Source organism: Pseudomonas sp. MDT1-17, assembly GCF_054898105.1.
In genome coordinates this window covers 290,570-306,636 of sequence record NZ_JBUBVM010000001.1, presented here as the reverse complement: position 1 = coordinate 306,636, position 16,067 = coordinate 290,570, and the positions used below count along the sequence as shown (strand labels likewise).

At 58.1% G+C, this 16,067-nt stretch carries 11 protein-coding genes; 2 read left to right on the top strand and 9 right to left on the bottom strand.

Features of this window, described 5'->3' with window-relative positions:
• Positions 1–34: 34 nt before the first annotated feature.
• Positions 35–2,335 carry an autotransporter outer membrane beta-barrel domain-containing protein gene (locus ACYZTX_RS01270; protein ID WP_462032622.1) on the bottom strand — a complete coding sequence of 767 codons (2,301 nt, stop codon included), beginning with the start codon at positions 2,333–2,335 and terminating at the stop codon, positions 35–37.
• Between the two features lie 608 nt (positions 2,336–2,943).
• On the opposite strand from ACYZTX_RS01270, the gene ACYZTX_RS01265 reads away from it, so the two are divergent.
• Positions 2,944–3,222: a helix-turn-helix domain-containing protein gene (locus ACYZTX_RS01265; RefSeq protein WP_462032621.1), complete on the top strand. Its 279-nt coding sequence runs from the start codon at positions 2,944–2,946 to the stop codon at positions 3,220–3,222.
• Positions 3,223–3,330: 108 nt separating this feature from the next.
• Here ACYZTX_RS01265 and ACYZTX_RS01260 read toward each other — a convergent pair whose 3' ends face one another.
• Genes ACYZTX_RS01260 through ACYZTX_RS01250 form a run of 3 tightly spaced genes read right to left on the bottom strand, consistent with a single transcriptional unit; the run spans position 3,331 to position 5,099 of the window.
• A complete protein-coding gene (locus ACYZTX_RS01260) occupies positions 3,331–4,002 on the bottom strand; it encodes a GNAT family N-acetyltransferase (RefSeq protein ID WP_462032620.1) in 672 nt (223 codons plus the stop codon).
• A 17-nt stretch (positions 4,003–4,019) separates the two neighbouring features.
• Positions 4,020–4,466 (bottom strand): GNAT family N-acetyltransferase, encoded by a 447-nt coding sequence (locus ACYZTX_RS01255; protein WP_462032619.1) that lies wholly within the window; start codon positions 4,464–4,466, stop codon positions 4,020–4,022.
• Positions 4,467–4,475: 9 nt separating this feature from the next.
• A complete protein-coding gene (locus ACYZTX_RS01250) occupies positions 4,476–5,099 on the bottom strand; it encodes an FMN-binding negative transcriptional regulator (RefSeq protein WP_462032618.1) in 624 nt (207 codons plus the stop codon).
• A gap of 90 nt (positions 5,100–5,189) precedes the next feature.
• Here ACYZTX_RS01250 and pdxR point away from each other — a divergent pair, with 90 nt between their 5' ends.
• Positions 5,190–6,740 (top strand): MocR-like pyridoxine biosynthesis transcription factor PdxR, encoded by a 1,551-nt coding sequence (pdxR, locus tag ACYZTX_RS01245; protein WP_462032617.1) that lies wholly within the window; start codon positions 5,190–5,192, stop codon positions 6,738–6,740.
• A gap of 33 nt (positions 6,741–6,773) precedes the next feature.
• Here the strand turns inward: pdxR and ACYZTX_RS01240 are convergent, their stop codons facing one another.
• From ACYZTX_RS01240 to ACYZTX_RS01220, 5 genes are all read right to left on the bottom strand, one after another.
• On the bottom strand, positions 6,774–11,366 hold the full coding sequence (locus ACYZTX_RS01240; protein ID WP_462032616.1) for a dermonecrotic toxin domain-containing protein: 4,593 nt from the start codon (positions 11,364–11,366) through the stop codon (positions 6,774–6,776).
• A 152-nt stretch (positions 11,367–11,518) separates the two neighbouring features.
• Entirely contained in the window at positions 11,519–12,619 is a 1,101-nt protein-coding gene (locus ACYZTX_RS01235) for a polyamine ABC transporter substrate-binding protein (protein ID WP_462032615.1), read from the bottom strand.
• 12 nt (positions 12,620–12,631) lie between these two features.
• Entirely contained in the window at positions 12,632–13,663 is a 1,032-nt protein-coding gene (locus ACYZTX_RS01230) for a histone deacetylase family protein (RefSeq protein ID WP_462032614.1), read from the bottom strand.
• A gap of 145 nt (positions 13,664–13,808) precedes the next feature.
• A complete protein-coding gene (locus tag ACYZTX_RS01225) occupies positions 13,809–14,801 on the bottom strand; it encodes an AraC family transcriptional regulator (protein ID WP_462032613.1) in 993 nt (330 codons plus the stop codon).
• 163 nt (positions 14,802–14,964) lie between these two features.
• Positions 14,965–15,969 (bottom strand): asparaginase, encoded by a 1,005-nt coding sequence (locus tag ACYZTX_RS01220; RefSeq protein WP_462032612.1) that lies wholly within the window; start codon positions 15,967–15,969, stop codon positions 14,965–14,967.
• Between the last annotated feature and the right edge of the window lie 98 nt (positions 15,970–16,067).

Below are 16,067 nucleotides of genomic sequence, written 5' to 3'. Positions count from 1 at the left end.
GCTCCCCTTTTTTTTCGCCCCGGATTTGTGGAGGTTAGAAGCTCATTCGCCATTGGCCGGTTACGCCATGATTGCGGCTGTCGGTGCCGATCTCACCGTTAAGGCCAACGCCCAACGTATGTTTTACTGACAAGCCAAGGTCCAGGCCTGCATCGACCAGCAAGCTGTCACGATCCAGCGGCGCACCGGAAACGGTGTAATTTTTCCCACCCGTTACCAGTCGTTGGCGGGTATCGCTGTAGACATCACCGTAAGTATGTTTCCAGCCGGCACTGAATCGCGGCGTCAGTTGCATACCGTTATCCAGCGTGTTGAGTTTCGCCAGTCGCAGGCCAAATGTGCTGTTCATGTTGTTCCGGGTTTGACCGTGAACTTTCAGCGCTGCTGCGCCACCTTTTTCCGTGTAGGTGTCGCGCTGATAGCGTTGGTAGCCCAGGCTGGCGAACGGTTCGAGGCTGACGTTGGCGCGACCCAGGTTGTAACCCACCTCCGCAAAGGCCTGCTGGGTGTTGGCATCGTAACGGCCTTCGGGACGGTCGCTGAAACCATTAAAGGCGACCCGGCGTTTAGTGCTGCCGTCGTGATTGCTGTAGGTCGCGCCCAGGCGCAGGGACATTGGTCCGTTCTGGTGCAGGGCATAGGCGCCCAGGTGCCAGCTGTCGAGATTGCCGTCGAATCCGCGGCTATCCAGACGAGTTTCGGATTTACCGCTCATCACCCCGAGTCGCCATTCCTCATCGATGCCCCAGTCCGCTCCCAGTACCAGGCCTTGGGTTGTGTGTTTCAGAGCGTCGTAGCCGCGATCCAGCGTCCCACCGTGACCCAGTGCTTGAAGCCAGACTCGACCATTATCTTCGCTGCCGGCGGCCAGGCGTGGTGCATTGCGCTTGGTGGAATTGCTGTAGTTACTGGCGCTGTCCAGCTGACGCATGGCTGAGAGCATGGTCGCGTTGACTGGGCTGTCACTGTTCAGGGTCGCCTTCGCAAGGTTGGCGTTGTTGCTGCCGGCCAGCTGTTCTATAGCAACAGATGCCGTTTGTTTGTCAGCGCTGAGCAGGGCTGCAACAGCAGCGTTTGTGGGGTTGGATGCCTTTGGCGCTGTAGCGACGGGATTGGTAGCTGGAGGTGCGGTTGAGGCTGTGACGGGCTTGTCAGTGGTGGGTGGAGTTGCGGCTGTCGAGGGTTTTTCAGCGGTAGTTGTCGGCGTGGAGACGGGAACGGATGTGTCGGAGCTTGTAGTTGGATTCAGGGCTTCAGCGATGGGGGAGGAATTGTCAGGTGGCGTCTGTGCTTGAGGTGTGTCCTTCGGCTCTTCAATACTTTGGGCGGCTTCCCTCCCGTTATCCGTGGTTGCGACACTCTCGATCGCCACATCGTTACGGACGAGAATCAGGCCGACTCTCTTTTCTTGGTAGTCGAGTTTGGGCGTTAAAAAGGCAAGGTTGTTGAGGACTTCCCCAAATTCGCCTTCGACTTTATTGGCAGAAAGGATGTGGTTTTCACTGATTAACGGGTAGTCACCCGGTGCTGCAACGATGTTCAGTGTGGCGCCGCCGAGGTTGGCGGTGCCACCGACTAATATCGTTTCACCTTTGCGGTCGGCATTGACCTCGTAGGTTAGCTCGGCAGTTTTGGAGAGATTCAAGTCACCTTTAACTTTCGGTGCGCCGTGCAAACTGTCGACAGAAAGCTTTCCGTTTACCTTCAGGGAACCGATTAAACCGTTGCCCGCAAAAGCGCCTTTTTCATGGATAACGACGTCGCCTTCGATAGCTCCAGGGTTGTTCAGGGTGCCTCCTGATTGCACGGTCGCGCTGCCGCCAATCTTTCCGTTGTTGACAAGCGTTCCTTGGGTCAACGCCCCACCTTGGATATGCCCATTATTTATTAGCATTGCTTTTGGGCGTATCCGGACACCGGTATTGAAATCACCAGAACCGGTCATGGTCCAAGTGCTTCGTTTGAGCTCCAATCCTTCAAAACGACGACTATCGCCTAACGTGCCACCGCTCGCAGTATCGAGTTGCAGGACGTTGATACCGTCACCACCGTCAATCACTCCGGCAAGAACTCCGCGGCCAGACACAATGACCAGATCGTCTCCATCACCGAATATCCGATCAATACCATCCGCTGCTTTGTTGATGGTGGTCTTGGGGGTGGCGGGATCATTTATAAATGCGTCCAGCGTCGCTATGAGCTGCTCCGGCGATTGAATTGAAGGAGTGGTGGCATCGATGGATACTTGCTGAGCAAGCGAAATTTCAGTGCAACCCAACGCAAGCGCAATGGCCAACGCCAGGTGTTGTGGTCGGTATTTATGTTGATCGGACATCGGATTCAGCCTCTTTTGAAATGAGGCCAAACTCTAAGAGGGAGGCTATAGGTGCCGATGTCAGCTGCTTCCGGCGGGCTTGCGGGGGTGGTCAGAAGGTTGTGTAGAAAATCGCCAAACACCTGAGGTCAGTTGTTTTTTGTCGTTTCGGGCTAACGCTTTTTCTTACAACAAATCGAGACGCTGTCGGCTATCGCAAACTCGGAAATCCATCTGCCGCTGACTGCTCAACCAAGACTCAACGTGTTGCTGCCGATACTGTTGAGGGTTCGTATCTGCATTATTCTGCGTATTTTCTATATAAGCTTTAGGTTATCTGCATTTTATTGCGTATGGATACGGTGCTTGGTGACAGTGAATGCACTATATTGCAGTTATAATGCGCACTAGCTTCTGAGAGCTGCATTTAAATGCAGGTGATAACGACATGTACGACCTGACTTTACAGATTTATACCGCCGGGAATTGGCACGATGCCATGGTCTTAAGCTTCGACAGCCCTGAAAAAGGTTTCGAAAGTCGATGCAACTTCGGCCCAAAGCAACAATGAATCACCCTCGAATAGCTTTGAAAAATCTGGAGCAGCGTTTGAAAGAGTGGGGCCTGAAATGAGCATCACCGTTGCCGAGCGCACTCTGCTCATAGAAAGCATTCAAGAGGCACTGGCCCAAGGCACTCTTGAAATTGGTGAAGCAGTCCGCCGCTTGCGAGTGGAAGTCACCGGTTTGCACCAAACCCAGTTTGCCAAGATGTGCAAAATTTCGGTGCGCACGCTGGTGCATATCGAACATGGAGAAGGCAATCAGACGCTGAAATCGCTGAATGCAGTGTTCCGCCCGTTTGGATTGAAGATGGGCGTAGTGCGTATTCGACGTGATCTCAGCTGATTCGGCTCTATGTAGATACCCTCTTGAACCTCACCGGGCAAGCGCAAGTTTCGGGTTATAGGGTTGGCCCGACTTGCCCGAGAAGGCGCCCGCCCAAGCTCCAAAGAATTACCCGCGGCACTCCGCCAGGGTCTTCACCTGCCCCGAATCCGTCTGGTTCTCATCGGACAACCAGCGCTCAAAGCCCGCCCCGATCGCTGGCCATTCCGAATCCAGAATCGAGTACCACGCCGTATCCCGGTTCTGACCCTTGACCACCATGTGCTGGCGAAACACGCCCTCAAAACTGAACCCCAGTCGTTCGGCTGCGTACTTGGAGCGGTCGTTGCCGTTGTTGCACTTCCACTCCAGGCGCCGGTAACCCAAGGCGAACGATTCTTTGGCGAGCAGATAAATCGCCTCGGTGCTTTTCGGCGAGCGCTGCATCGGTGCACCGAACGTGACATGGCCAATTTCGATCCGACCTTGTGCAGGGACAATCGACATCAAACTGAGGATGCCCTGCACATCGCCGCTGGGCCGGTCGATCACGCTGAAGAAATACGGGTCGCTATTGGCTGCATGATTGTTCAGCCAATCGTTGAACGCGCTGCGCTCCGAGAAAGGACCGTAAGGCAAATAGTCCCAGAGTTTCGGGTCGCAACCCGGGCCTTGCAGCGCCTTCCACAAACCATCGGCATGACGCGCCGGGTCAAGTTTCTCCAGGCGGATGAAGCGTCCTTCGAGGGCTTGAACCGACGGTGCCGGGGCGCCTTTCCAGTCAGCGAGTGAAGTCGACATGTTGTTCTCCTCGAACCTTAAATGGCTTTGCGAAACTGGATGAAACCGGGGCGTTCGGCGATGCGCTCATAAAGCTGAATCGCAGTGGCATTGGTTTCGTGGGTCAGCCAGTGGACCTTGCAGCAACCGCCTTCTTTGGCGGTGGCGTAGACGAATTCGATCAGCTGTCGGCCGACGCCGGTGCCGCGAGTTTCCGGCACTACCAGCAAGTCTTGCAGGTAGCAGGCGTTTTCGATGCTCCAGTTCGAACGATGGTAGATGAAGTGCACCATGCCCACCGCTTTGCCGTCGGCCCAAGCCAGCGCGGCATGGGTGGGTTCGCTCGGCTTGAGCAGGCGCTGCCAGGTGCTTTGGGTGACGGCCTCAGGCAGTTCGGTGTTGTAGAAGCGCAGGTACGCTTGCCACAAAGGCAACCAGGCGGCGTGGTCGTCAGCGGTGACCGGGCGAATGTCGATCTGACTCATGTTCGTTCCTTAACGCATCAAGTGGGCGAGGGCCTGGTCGTGCACATCAAGGCTGGCGGCAAGCCCCTCGCGCACACCGGCGATGTCTGCTGAGCTGCGGTTCTGGCTGAGCTTGCGCTTGCCTTCCAGGCGCTGGATCGGCAAGGCAAAACCGACGATGGCCTTGAGCATCCCATCAATGTAGTCGGCGGGGGCATCGGCGACTTTCCATGGACTGGCGCGACCGGCTTCATGACGATCAGTCAGCGCGCTGACCAGATGGCGCAAGCGATCGGAGTCAGTGAACACTTCGGCTGTGCCGTAAGCGTGTACGGCGACGTAGTTCCAGGTCGGCACCACGTTGCCGTGCTCGGCTTTGCTCGGGTAAAACCCTGGGCTGACGTAAGCGTCGGCACCGGCGAAAATCACCAGGGCTTCGGCGCCGTTCTGCAATTCCCGCCATTGCGGATTGGCCTTGGCAAAGTGTCCGTAAAGGGTGCCATTCGGGCCCTGGTCTGAACTCAACAGCACCGGCAAATGGCTGGCTTGCAGGCCTTGTTCCCCGTGTGTGACCAACACAGCGAGGCGGGTGCCGAGTATCTGCTGGTGCAGTTCATGCAAATCATCTATGGCAAAGCTGCTTGGGTTGTACATGGAGATTTCCCTTGGCGAATGCTTGCATCCTAGGCAGGCTATTGGTCTGTTGTAAGAGCCATTAACGACCAATTTCATAGGTCCATTGCCATGACCAGCGAGCCACTGTCCTTGTCATTCAACCCCGCGGGTATCGAACTTGATCGTCGTCAGGGATTGAGTCGTCAGCTCTATCAAGCGCTACGCGTACGAGTGCTCGACGGAAGGCTGGCCAGCGGTACGCGATTACCCGCCAGTCGCGATCTGGCGGCGGCGTTGTCAATTTCCCGAAACAGCGTGGTCCGTGCCTACGATCAACTCTACGCCGAGGGCTTTATTGAAGGGCGTGTCGGTGATGGGACGTATGTCGCGCAATTGCCTCAAGCAGCGTTGCCGGTAAAAAAACTATCCACAAAAGTATCCACAGGGTTGTCAACAGGGTTACCCACAGCCTTATCCACAAATTGGCTGGATTTACCTGTGGTTTCATCCAGCAAAGTTATCCACAGCGGTGCGCTGGGGCGCGTTGAAAAGAACCATTTAGCCTTGCCTCCGAGTGGTCCCCCCCGCGCATTTCGGGTGGGTGTTCCGGCGTTTGATCTGTTTCCGTTCGACGTCTGGGCCAAGCTGAATGCGGCTTTCTGGCGCAAACCGGACTTGCAGCAGTTGTGCTACGGCGATCCGGCGGGCGATGAGCGTCTGCGCGGACTCATTGCCGCGTATTTGCGCAGTTCGCGAGGGATGCAGTGCACGGCTGAGCAAATAGTGATCACCAGTGGCGCACAGCAGGGGATTAGCCTTTGTGCACAGCTGCTGGTCGAGCCGGGCGATGGGGTGGCCATTGAAAATCCGGGGTATCGGGCGGCCGGTCATGCGTTCGCTGTGGCCGGTGCGCGATTGCACGGGGTGGCGGTGGACAGCGAGGGTATCGACTGCACCGAATTGAACGGGCTTAACGATTGCCGATTGGCGTATGTCACACCGTCGCATCAATACCCGACCGGGGTGGTGATGAGTCTGGCGCGACGCCTGGAGTTGCTGGCCTGGGCCGAACGCACCCAGGGCTGGATCGTCGAAGACGACTATGACGGCGAATACCGTTACAGCGGCGCGCCACTGGCGCCGCTGGCGGCACTCGATCGGCAGGGGCGCGTGCTGTACGTAGGGACTTTCGGCAAGGTTGCCTTTCCGGCGTTGCGTCTGGGTTATCTGGTCTTGCCACCGGCACTGGTGAACGCTTTTTCTCAACGTCGAGCGGTCGATGTTCGGCATTCCGAGGTGAGCACTCAAGCAGTCATGGCCGAATTCATGGCTGCCGGGCACTTTCAGCGACACATTCGCCGCATGCGCCGTGCTGCGCTGAGCCGACGTAACACGTTGTTGGCCGGTTGGCCCAAGAACATTCCCGGAGTTGGCAACCTGCCGAGTGTCGCCGCAGGACTGCACTTGACGGTTGCTGTCGACTCTCAGGCCCGCGAGCGCGAACTGGTGGAAAAAGCCGCCAGTGTCGATGTCGAGATCAATGCGCTCAGCAGCTATTGGTTGCCCGATTCGCAAAAACCGGCGGACGAGCGCGCCGGGTTGGTTCTGGGTTTCGCGGCGGTGCCCGAAGCTGACATCAGCGCTGCATTGAGACGACTGGAAAAGACCTGGCGCCTTTGAAAAACCCCCACGTTTCTCAGCCGGGTGTGCTGCTCAGGATTTAGAGGAAGAAGGCTTTGACGTCGGCAAGAACAGCGCCTTGGCCAGTTGGGGGCTGATCTCACTGCGATAGATCGCGATCAGTTCGTTGCTGGACGTGGCTGTTTTCAGATCAAAACCGCCCCCCAACATACGTTGTGATGCGGTTTTCAGATGGGCCGCGGTATAGCTCTCGGCAGGTGTTTCGAGCTTGGGGTAATGAAAGTGCGCGTACCAAAGTAAAGCGCCACTACCGTCGCCAGCCTTCCCGATTCCACTGCCTGATCCGGTGCCACGCTCATGAATTTCATATTCCTCGAGAAAGTCCTTTCTATGTCCTTTGAGCCGGTTTCGACCCGGGGTCTTGACGATGTCCACCAGACCTTCGCGTTGCAGCCATTCAACACGGGCGGCGGTCGGTGGTTGTCGTTTGATCATGCTGATTCGGGTGAGGCGACCCTTTTCGTAAAGCCCGGTCGCTCCTTCATTGAGCTGCTTCGCCAAAAGGGCGGCCGAAACCGGCCCTCCGTCGGTGGCGTTCATGTCGGTCAGAGCCTTGTCGATCGCATTGGCCGCTTCTGTCATCCGACGGGCCTGTTGATTGAACATCTCCTCGATTTCCACAGGAATCCGTCCGGCCTGATTGGCGTGTGACTCGGTTCGACGGGTAAATGGCTGCAGTTGATCGAATAACGATTGGCCCTCCTGCATACAGGTGTCGAGTTTGAGGCGTACGGGCAGCGGCGCCTGAGTCTGTTGCGGTACATGTTCGAGCCAGTTACCGGGCGTTTTTTCGTGAAACGTCGCGATAACCTTACCGGTCAGTGGCGATGTCACGTCGAATAAATCAACTTCGTCACCGGCCGCTCGCTGGCGGGGGCTGCCAACGACCGTTCCTTTGAAGCGCGTCTTGATAATGCGCTTGGGAATCGGCGCAGGTCGGGACGGCCTCGGCGTCGGTTCAAGCATCCTGCGTTCATGCAACAGGTTTGCGAGTTGCGTCACGGTGGGCTCGTTGAATGACTTGATTCGCTCGCGCATGAGTTCCAGTGGCGGGGTGAGCAATTGATCGGGAAATTCCTCCGGCAGATCGGCAATTCGCTGGTCGAGGTTCGCAAATTGCTCCACCAGATCACTCAAGCCGCCGATTCGTTCAGGCAGCGGGAGAATCTCGCCGTCTTCAGCCAGGTCCAGAGAAGACTGGATGGTGAGGCCTGCATCTTCGACAAGCCGTTCCATTGCCTGCCGAGCCGACGCCATATCGGTCGGGCCGCTTTCATTCAGGCACAATTCCTGAGCCATGCTGATCTGGAATAATTTCAGATCCTGCAACTTGAACTTCGGTAATTGCGCGGCAAATTCACGGGCCACTTCGCTGGCTTCTTTACCCAGTCGTGTCAATTCGTCGATTCGAGCCCGGGCAGATTCGATCTTGTCGATAAAACCCTGTGTCAGGTCGCTCGTGAGCTGATGAATCTGGCGTGGCGTCTGTGTACTTTCGACCTTGTTCTGATCCAGCAGCGCAAGGGACTGGCGCATACGTTCGCCGAACGCGCGATTTTGCCGAATGAACCATTTCTCTGTCAGTGACAGCTGGAGCTCCAGGCAACTGACCATGACCGGGCGATAGTTGGGGATGGGTTCAAGGGAATTGAAAGTCTTGAGTTGTTCGATGTAGGTGCCGTAAGTGGTCAGCTGTGAATCCAGTGTTTCGATCAGAGATTGATGATTGGCATCGGTGGCGGCTTTTTCCACCGTTTCCAGTTCCGCTTTCAAGTCAGACTTGCGGCTATCAAACGCTTTGAGTTGTCCCTTCAACTCCTCCTTGCGCTGCTGGTTTGCGCGCTCAAGGGCTTTTCGACGACCGCCACCGCGTAGTCGAAGCCGTGTGTCTATGAACCATTCTCCCTTCGCGGAATGAATCAGCAGCGGGCCTTTAGCCACAGGTGTTTGTCGTGAGTCGATGATCTGCACATCGTCGTTTTCGTTCAGCATGACTTCGACCCAGCGTTGGCCGACCTTCGCGTACCACTTGCGGTTAAGTCCACTGAGATGTTGGTGGGCACCCGCGTCGAGCGACGGCGCCGTCAGGCCGCCGGGTTCTGGGATGCTCAGTTCATCAAGCACGGCGCCCAGACTGTTGGGCGTCAAAGCGCCGAGGGAGTGCAGAGAGGTTTCATGCGACGCCGGCAGTTGACTTGCGTGCCAATCGGGCAGGCGCGTCACGGTCAGCTTCGGGGTGGGCAGCGGCTTCGGTGCAGGGTGTGCGGCTTCGGTTTTTTCGAGTTGTCGCATAGAGGGCTTGTTGCGAGCGGCAGCCTGATGGGCGAGCACCATGCCAAGCGTCAGCAGCAAGTCGGTCATGGCGGACCAGACACCTTGGCTAACATCATTTTCGTTCGCGTCGGTCGCTTCCTGCAGGTCGTCCATGATCTGCCAGATCCAGGCAGCCGTACCGGCCGTGCGGCCAAGAAAGGGCAGTGCGATATTGAACAGCATCCACGCGCCTCGCTTGAGCGTTGCCCATCGGGCTTCGGCATTGGAGACCGATTGACGGTCAGCCAACGTCACCATCGCGTTGGCGTTCGCTTTGAACAAGGCTGCGTCAGGTTCTCCATCAAGCGCCTTCGTGCTGAACGTCACGCTTCCCATCTTGCCCAGAACCGAGGAGGGCTCGACCAGTAATTGCGTCAGGGTCCAGACCGAAGGCAGCTCGCCGGGGAAGACGTACTGGGAGTAGTCGAAGCGCACACTGTCCGGCAGCCAGGCCAGGATCGACTGGCGAAGGTCTTTGTTGTGCTTGATCGCATACAGCAGATTCGTCTCGCCCGGAAATTGCGTTAGCGGGTGGTCGAGTAGCGGCCGATAGAGCACGCAAGGCCCCTGTGTGGTGAGTCGCGGCCCGATCACAAACATGTTGGCGACTTCATCGGCCTTGCTGTCGGTGCGATCCCCAGTAATGAACGCCAGTGGGCGAATAATGATTTCCAGCCCGTCGACGAAGCGGTCCACCGGGTTTACCTGCATGGCCGCGACGACATACCGATACCCGCGCTCGTCAAATCCGGCCTGGCCGCGGATCTTGAATTGCAGCGCCTGCAGCGGCAATTGAAGGCGCAGATGTCGGCTATAGAGTCTTTGCCTTCGCGATGTTTCCTGCGGATTCGTGAGCAGTTTGCGCTTGATCAGCGCGGGGTAAGTGGCGCCAATGTCCACCTGCGTCACGAGCTTATCCAGGTACGCGGCCGTCATCCACGACGGTGTGGCCTCGCCATTTTTGTAGTGCACCGACTTGTTGCCCAAGGGCATGGCAATCAGGCTTTGCAGTGCAAGCTCCACCAGCGATAACGTGAGGGTCTGTGTTCTGCCGGGCACCACGAAAGTCCCAAGAACGACAACGCTGGTGATGCTGATTTCGACGTCTTCAAGATTCAGGGTCGCGGCCGTCGGATGGTCTTTGATCATCTGCTCGCGCAGACGTTGCACGGCAAAATCCGGCAGTGCCGGAATATCGTCCAGGAAGGTTTTACCGGCGTCCTGTTCACGCAGTCGGGCAATGTCCATCAAATGCCGGCTGTACCGGGTGAGGTCCGCCGGTGCAGCGTATCTGAGCCATTCCGGCAACAATCCCTGAACCTTGCTGAAGCGGTACGCAGGCAGAGCGTCGAGGTCAGCGAGGTTTTTTGCTGGAGAGTTGGGATGTGGTGAATGACCCGGCCGGGACGTGCCTTGAAATGTGTCCAATGCGCCGATGGCATCGACTTCAAGCGCAATCAACGCGCAGGCCTGATAACGGAAGAAATCGCCGTCGGGCTCATACAGACGCCACTGCAAATTCTGCTGGGCAAGCAGGGTGTCACCCAATGCCTCGATAGAATCAAAACGCCTGAACCCTTCGGCAATGGAGTGCGTGAGTACAAAGGTACGAGTACCCGTCGTACCCACGAGCACAGCGGTGTCCAGAATCAGCGAATGTTCATTCGCCGCCTCTTCCACGTGGTCGATGTCGATCAGACAAGCTTTGGTCAGGTACTTGTCCTGAGCGAGCCGTGTTGCGCGGTCCGGGTGATTGAACACCGCTTGGGCTATGGCTTTTTCGTCTTCGCTCCAGTCCGTTGATGCGTCGACATTCCAAATGTTTTGCAGTGTTCGTGAGAGCTGATGCCAGCGCGGCGTCGACGGGCTTGTTTGCTGGTTCCAGTATTCAAGCTGCTGTTGTTGCCAGGCCCCGAACAGCAACGGTGCAAGCGTATTGAGCAGGCATCCGATCGCATCGATTTTCACCGCGAGTTGAACCGCCGGTTCTACACCGGGTTGCAGGGTCAGAAAGTGTTCGCCGTCGATGTAAGTCACGGTCGATCCCGAAAGTCCGAGGCGCACCAGCACATCGGTGAGGGACTCATATAAGGGGTTGTCGCAAAGGACACGATCTTCAGCAATGACCCAGGTCGGCGTGACGACTGTGGCGAGCGAAGGATCAATCTTCAGATTCGGGTACAGCGTAGTAAGCGCAGGCGTCAGAAAAGTCGCAGCGACTTCGCTGATTGATGGGCCGGTGACCAGTTCGGTCAGTATCCCTTCTGCTTTTTTGGCGGTGGTTTCGGGCATGGTTGTCTCCTGATTGAACGTGCGTGCGGCTGTTGATCGCAGCGCTGGATCAGGTGACGTTATCGGGTCGCTACAGGCGTCTGGTGGTAGATAAATACTGCAGGCAAAAAAAGACCCGCAACGGTGCGGGTCTCAAAACGGCTGGCTGGAAATCAGGTCCCGGACTTGATCTTGGTCCAGGCCCGGGTCCGCGCCCGTTCGGCATCGCGGGGCAGCGGTTGCAGGGTGTACAGCGTGCTCATCGCCGTTTCGGTCGGGTACAGGTTCGGGTTGTTGCGGATTGCCGGGTCGACCATTTCCGTGGCGTCCTTGTTCGGGTTCGGGTAGCCGACGAAGTCGCTGACCGGCGCGATCACCTGCGGCTGCAGCAAGTAGTTGATGAAGGTGTAGGCGTCTTCCGGGTTCTTCGCGCCTTTGGGGATCGAGAGCATGTCGAACCAGATCGGCGCGCCTTCTTTCGGCAGGCGCATGTCGACGATCACGCCGTTCTTGGCTTCCTTGGCGCGGTTGGCGGCCTGGGCGAAGCTGCCGGAGTAACCGACGGCGACGCAGATGTCACCGTTGGCGATGTCGGCCATGTACTTCGAAGAATGGAAGTAGGTGACGTACGGGCGAATCTTCATCAGCAGCGCTTCAGCCTTTTCGTAGTCCGCAGGCTTCTTGCTATTGGGGTCCAGGCCGAGGTGTTGCAGGGCCAATGGCAGAATCTCCGAAGGCGAGTCGAGCAGGGCCACGCCGCACTGCTTGAGCTTGCTGATGTTCTCCTCCTTGAAGATCAGGTCCCAGCTGTCCACCGGTGCGTTGTCACCCAATGCAGCTTTGATCTTGTCCGGGTTGAAGCCGATCAGGATGGTCCCGTACATGTACGGCACGGCAAATTTGTTGCCCGGATCGTTGGCTTCGATCAGCTTCATCAGCTTGGGATCGAGGTGGTTCCAGTTCGGCAGTTTGCTGCGATCAAGCGGCTGGAAAACGCCGGCCTCGATCTGCTTGGCAAGGAATACGTTGGACGGTACGACCACGTCATAGCCGGAGTTGCCGGTCAGCAACTTGGCCTCCAGCGCTTCGTTGGTGTCGAAGATGTCGTAGACCAGTTTGGTCTGGGTGTTCTGGGCCTTGAAGTCTTCCAGCGCTTTGGGGGTGATGTAGTCGAACCAGTTGTAGACGCGCAACGTTCGCTCTTCAGCGTGGGCGGTGCCACCGAGCACCGTGGCGCATAGCACCGGTGCGATGTAACGCTTGAGTCTGTTCATTGTTCTAATTCCTCATTGGGCGCTTTCAAAACCTTCGAGAACGTTCACGGCATTGATGCCGATTTCTTCAACCGCGTAGCCGCCTTCCATCACGAACAGCGTTGGCTTGCCGAGGCCCGCGATGCGCGCGCCCATGGCCAGGTAATCCGGACTGTCGAGCTTGAATTGGGAGATGGGATCGTCCTTGAACGTATCGACGCCCAGGGAGACGACAACGATATCGGCGCCGTATTTTTCGATCTCTTTGCAGGCTTGTTCCAGCGCGGCGCTCCAACTGGCCCAGCCGCTGCCGGCCGGCAAAGGGTAGTTGAAGTTGAAACCTTCGCCGGCCCCCTCACCGAGCTCATCTTCATAGCCGAGGAAGAACGGGAACTCGGCTTCCGGGTGACCATGGATCGAGGTGAACAGCACGTCGCTGCGCTCATAGAAAATCGATTGCGTACCGTTGCCGTGGTGGTAGTCGACGTCGAGGATCGCAACCTTCTTGTAGCCCTGGTCGAGGAAGGCCTGAGCGGCGATGGCGGCGTTGTTGAGGTAGCAATAACCGCCCATCAAATCGCTGGCCGCGTGATGTCCCGGTGGACGGCATAAAGCGAAGGCACTGCGGGCGCCGCGTTGAATGACGGCTTGAGCGGTCAACGCGACTTGCGCCGCGCTGTACGCCGCTTGCCAGGTGCCGGCGGTAATCGGTGCGCCGCCGTCGAAGCTGTAATAGCCAAGTTGGCCATGCAGGCTGGTGGGCATGATTCGGCGCAGCGTGCGAGCCGGCCAGGTGTAGGGCAACAAGTCGCCGTCGGTATTGAATTCGGTCCAGCGCGCCCAGGCACCTTTGAAGAAGTCGAGGTAGTCGCGGCTGTGGATACGCGCAATCGGGTCGAGGCCGAAATCCTGGGGTGCTTCGACCGGGCCAAGGTCGCGGTATTGCACGCGTTGCAGCACATGGTCGGCCCGCGAGGGCATTTCGAAGCAGGGCATCAGTTGCCCATCCATCAATTCACAGCGGCCGTGGTGCAGGTGGTGATCGTCCGAGTAGATCGTCAGCATTTCTTGTTATCCGCAGGCTGATTCGGTTGAACACAGTCTTGGGGCAGGCGGTGTTTCGGAGAACGGCAGGAAAGGCCAAAAGGGGATCGATATGGCCAAAAGATCTGACCGAAATTCGCCCCTTATTGGCGCGAAGGTGCCCCGGCTAAGGGCGGAACTGGCTCGGCGCTACGCCACTCCAGCGGACGAACGCATGGCGGAAACTCGCGGTTTCGCTGAAGCCCAACGCTTCGGCGATCCGGTAGATCGGCATCTGGTCTTCACACAGCATTTGCTTGGCCTGTTCGAATCGCAGCTCATCCAGCAATTCCTGATAACTGCACCCCAGGTCCTTGAGATGCCGACGCAGGGTCCGCGCCGAGCACTTCATCTGCTCGGCCAACCCCTCAAGCCCCGGCGCTGCATTCAATTGTGCGCTGAGCAACTGGCGAATCCGCCCCAGCCAGGCCTGGCGGCCAGTGAACTCGGTGTTCTGCTTGCGACAGCGTTCAGTCATGGCCTGATGGGTGATGACGTCGGCCAGCGGCAACGGCTGGTCGAGCCAGCGTTTATCGAAGGCGAAGGCGTTGTCCCGCGCAGCGAAGTGCAGCGGGCAGTCGAAGTGCTCGGCGTAGGTCGCCTGATAGTCGGGCGCTGCGTGTTCAAAGCGTGCAGCCAGTAGCGGCAGCGTATGGCCGAGCAGGTCGTCACAGGTGACTTTCAGCGACACCAGACAGAATTCGGCATTGAATACCGCCAGCGCCGGATTCTCTCGGTAATCGGCGGCGACGAACCAGATGCGCTCGCCGTCATCTTCAAGGCTCAGTTCGAAAAGTGTTCCTAACAGCGCCGGATAGCGTATCGCCAGACGTAAAGCGTCACCGAAGGTGGCACTGGTGAGCAGCGCATAACCGAGCATGCCGTAGGACGAAACGTGCATCCGCCGGCCCAGCTCCAGGCCGATATCGCGTTTGAGGGCGACGGCATTGGCGCAGACCTGCATCTCCTGATTTGTGGTGATGCGCGTGTCCGCCCGGCTCAGATCCGCCGCGCTGATGCCGCTTCCCGCGAGCAGTGCTTCGCTGGGCAGACCTTCGGCCTTGAAGGCGTTGAGCACCAGAGAGACGGCGTTGAGGGTGGTGAGGTGGGAGTGGAGCATGGGGTGTTCCAGCCTTGGGATGCTGGAAAAGGAGCAAGTTGTGTGCCCAGTGAAGATCCAGTGGGAGCGAGCCTGCTCGCGAAGAGGTCGGCACATCCAACATTAATCTGTCTGACATACCGCTTTCGCGAGCAGGCTCGCTCCCACAGGGATTGGTGTTGGGTCAGCTCAGTTCGCCGCACAGGTCCAGTTCTACAAGGCGCCGCACTTCAGCAGTATCGAGCCCGGCACCCAGCAACCCATGTAACTTGCCGAACGCCGCTTCACGGGTCATGCCGCCGCCCGAAAGCACGCCTGAACCGCGCAACCGGCTACCGGCCTCGTAAACATCCAGCTCAACGCCGCCTTCATGGCACTGCGTAACCGCCACAACCACAACACCCTTGTCCCGCGCGCGCTCAAGACTGGCGAGAAATTCCGGGTTATCGCTCGGCCCGGTACCGCTGCCGTAGCACTCCAGCACCAAACCCTGGATGCCGCTGTTCAGCACACCATCAAGTTGCTCGGCGCCAATGCCGGGAAACAACGGCAGCACAGCGATTTTCGCCAGTTGCTTGTTCTGGTTGTAGTTCAGTTGCGCGGGTAGCGAAGTCGCTTTCACGCCGCCACCCTGACGCTCCAGTCGCTTGAACGGATGACGACCGAAACTGCGAACCTTCGCGCAACGAGTCGGGTCCAGCAGCTCGCCGTGGAAGTACAGATGAACGCCGGGCGCAAGGCCGAGGCCCAGAGCGACCAGCGCGCCGCTGAGGTTTTCCCAGGCATCGCTGTCGGCTACACCCGCCGGCAGCATGGAACCGGTGAACACCACGCGGGCCTGCAGGCCGAGCAACTGAAAGCTCATGGCCGCGGCGCTGTAGGCGAGGGTGTCGGTGCCGTGCAGGATCAGCACGCTGTCGCATCCCTGGACATCGACAGCGTCAACCACCGCTTCACGCAGTTGCTGCCAGTAAGCCGGGCTCATATTGGCGCTGTCGATCAGCGGCGACATCTCGCGAAAGCGCCACTGCGGCACGACAAGGTCAGGCTGGCTGTGCAGATATTCGCGCATCCGCGCTTCGAAACCCGACGCCGGGGTCAGGCCGTTGGCGCTGGCCTGCATGCCTATGGTGCCACCGGTGTAGAGCACCATGACGTGCCGGGCGGCAGGGTAGGTCGAGGAATTCATGAGGGTTCTCCGAAACAATGACTTCCCTTGTGGGAGCGAGCCTGCTCGCGAATGCGGTTGATCATTCAACATTGATGTCGACTGACACACCGCTTTCG

Excerpts from the sequence above, each read along its gene's own strand:
- ACYZTX_RS01270 (WP_462032622.1), bottom strand. The coding sequence starts at position 2,335 with ATGTCCGATCAACATAAATACCGACCACAACACCTGGCGTTGGCCATT.
- ACYZTX_RS01265 (WP_462032621.1), top strand. The coding sequence starts at position 2,944 with ATGAGCATCACCGTTGCCGAGCGCACTCTGCTCATAGAAAGCATTCAA.
- ACYZTX_RS01260 (WP_462032620.1), bottom strand. The coding sequence starts at position 4,002 with ATGTCGACTTCACTCGCTGACTGGAAAGGCGCCCCGGCACCGTCGGTT.
- ACYZTX_RS01255 (WP_462032619.1), bottom strand. The coding sequence starts at position 4,466 with ATGAGTCAGATCGACATTCGCCCGGTCACCGCTGACGACCACGCCGCC.
- ACYZTX_RS01250 (WP_462032618.1), bottom strand. The coding sequence starts at position 5,099 with ATGTACAACCCAAGCAGCTTTGCCATAGATGATTTGCATGAACTGCAC.
- pdxR (WP_462032617.1), top strand. The coding sequence starts at position 5,190 with ATGACCAGCGAGCCACTGTCCTTGTCATTCAACCCCGCGGGTATCGAA.
- ACYZTX_RS01240 (WP_462032616.1), bottom strand. The coding sequence starts at position 11,366 with ATGCCCGAAACCACCGCCAAAAAAGCAGAAGGGATACTGACCGAACTG.
- ACYZTX_RS01235 (WP_462032615.1), bottom strand. The coding sequence starts at position 12,619 with ATGAACAGACTCAAGCGTTACATCGCACCGGTGCTATGCGCCACGGTG.
- ACYZTX_RS01230 (WP_462032614.1), bottom strand. The coding sequence starts at position 13,663 with ATGCTGACGATCTACTCGGACGATCACCACCTGCACCACGGCCGCTGT.
- ACYZTX_RS01225 (WP_462032613.1), bottom strand. The coding sequence starts at position 14,801 with ATGCTCCACTCCCACCTCACCACCCTCAACGCCGTCTCTCTGGTGCTC.
- ACYZTX_RS01220 (WP_462032612.1), bottom strand. The coding sequence starts at position 15,969 with ATGAATTCCTCGACCTACCCTGCCGCCCGGCACGTCATGGTGCTCTAC.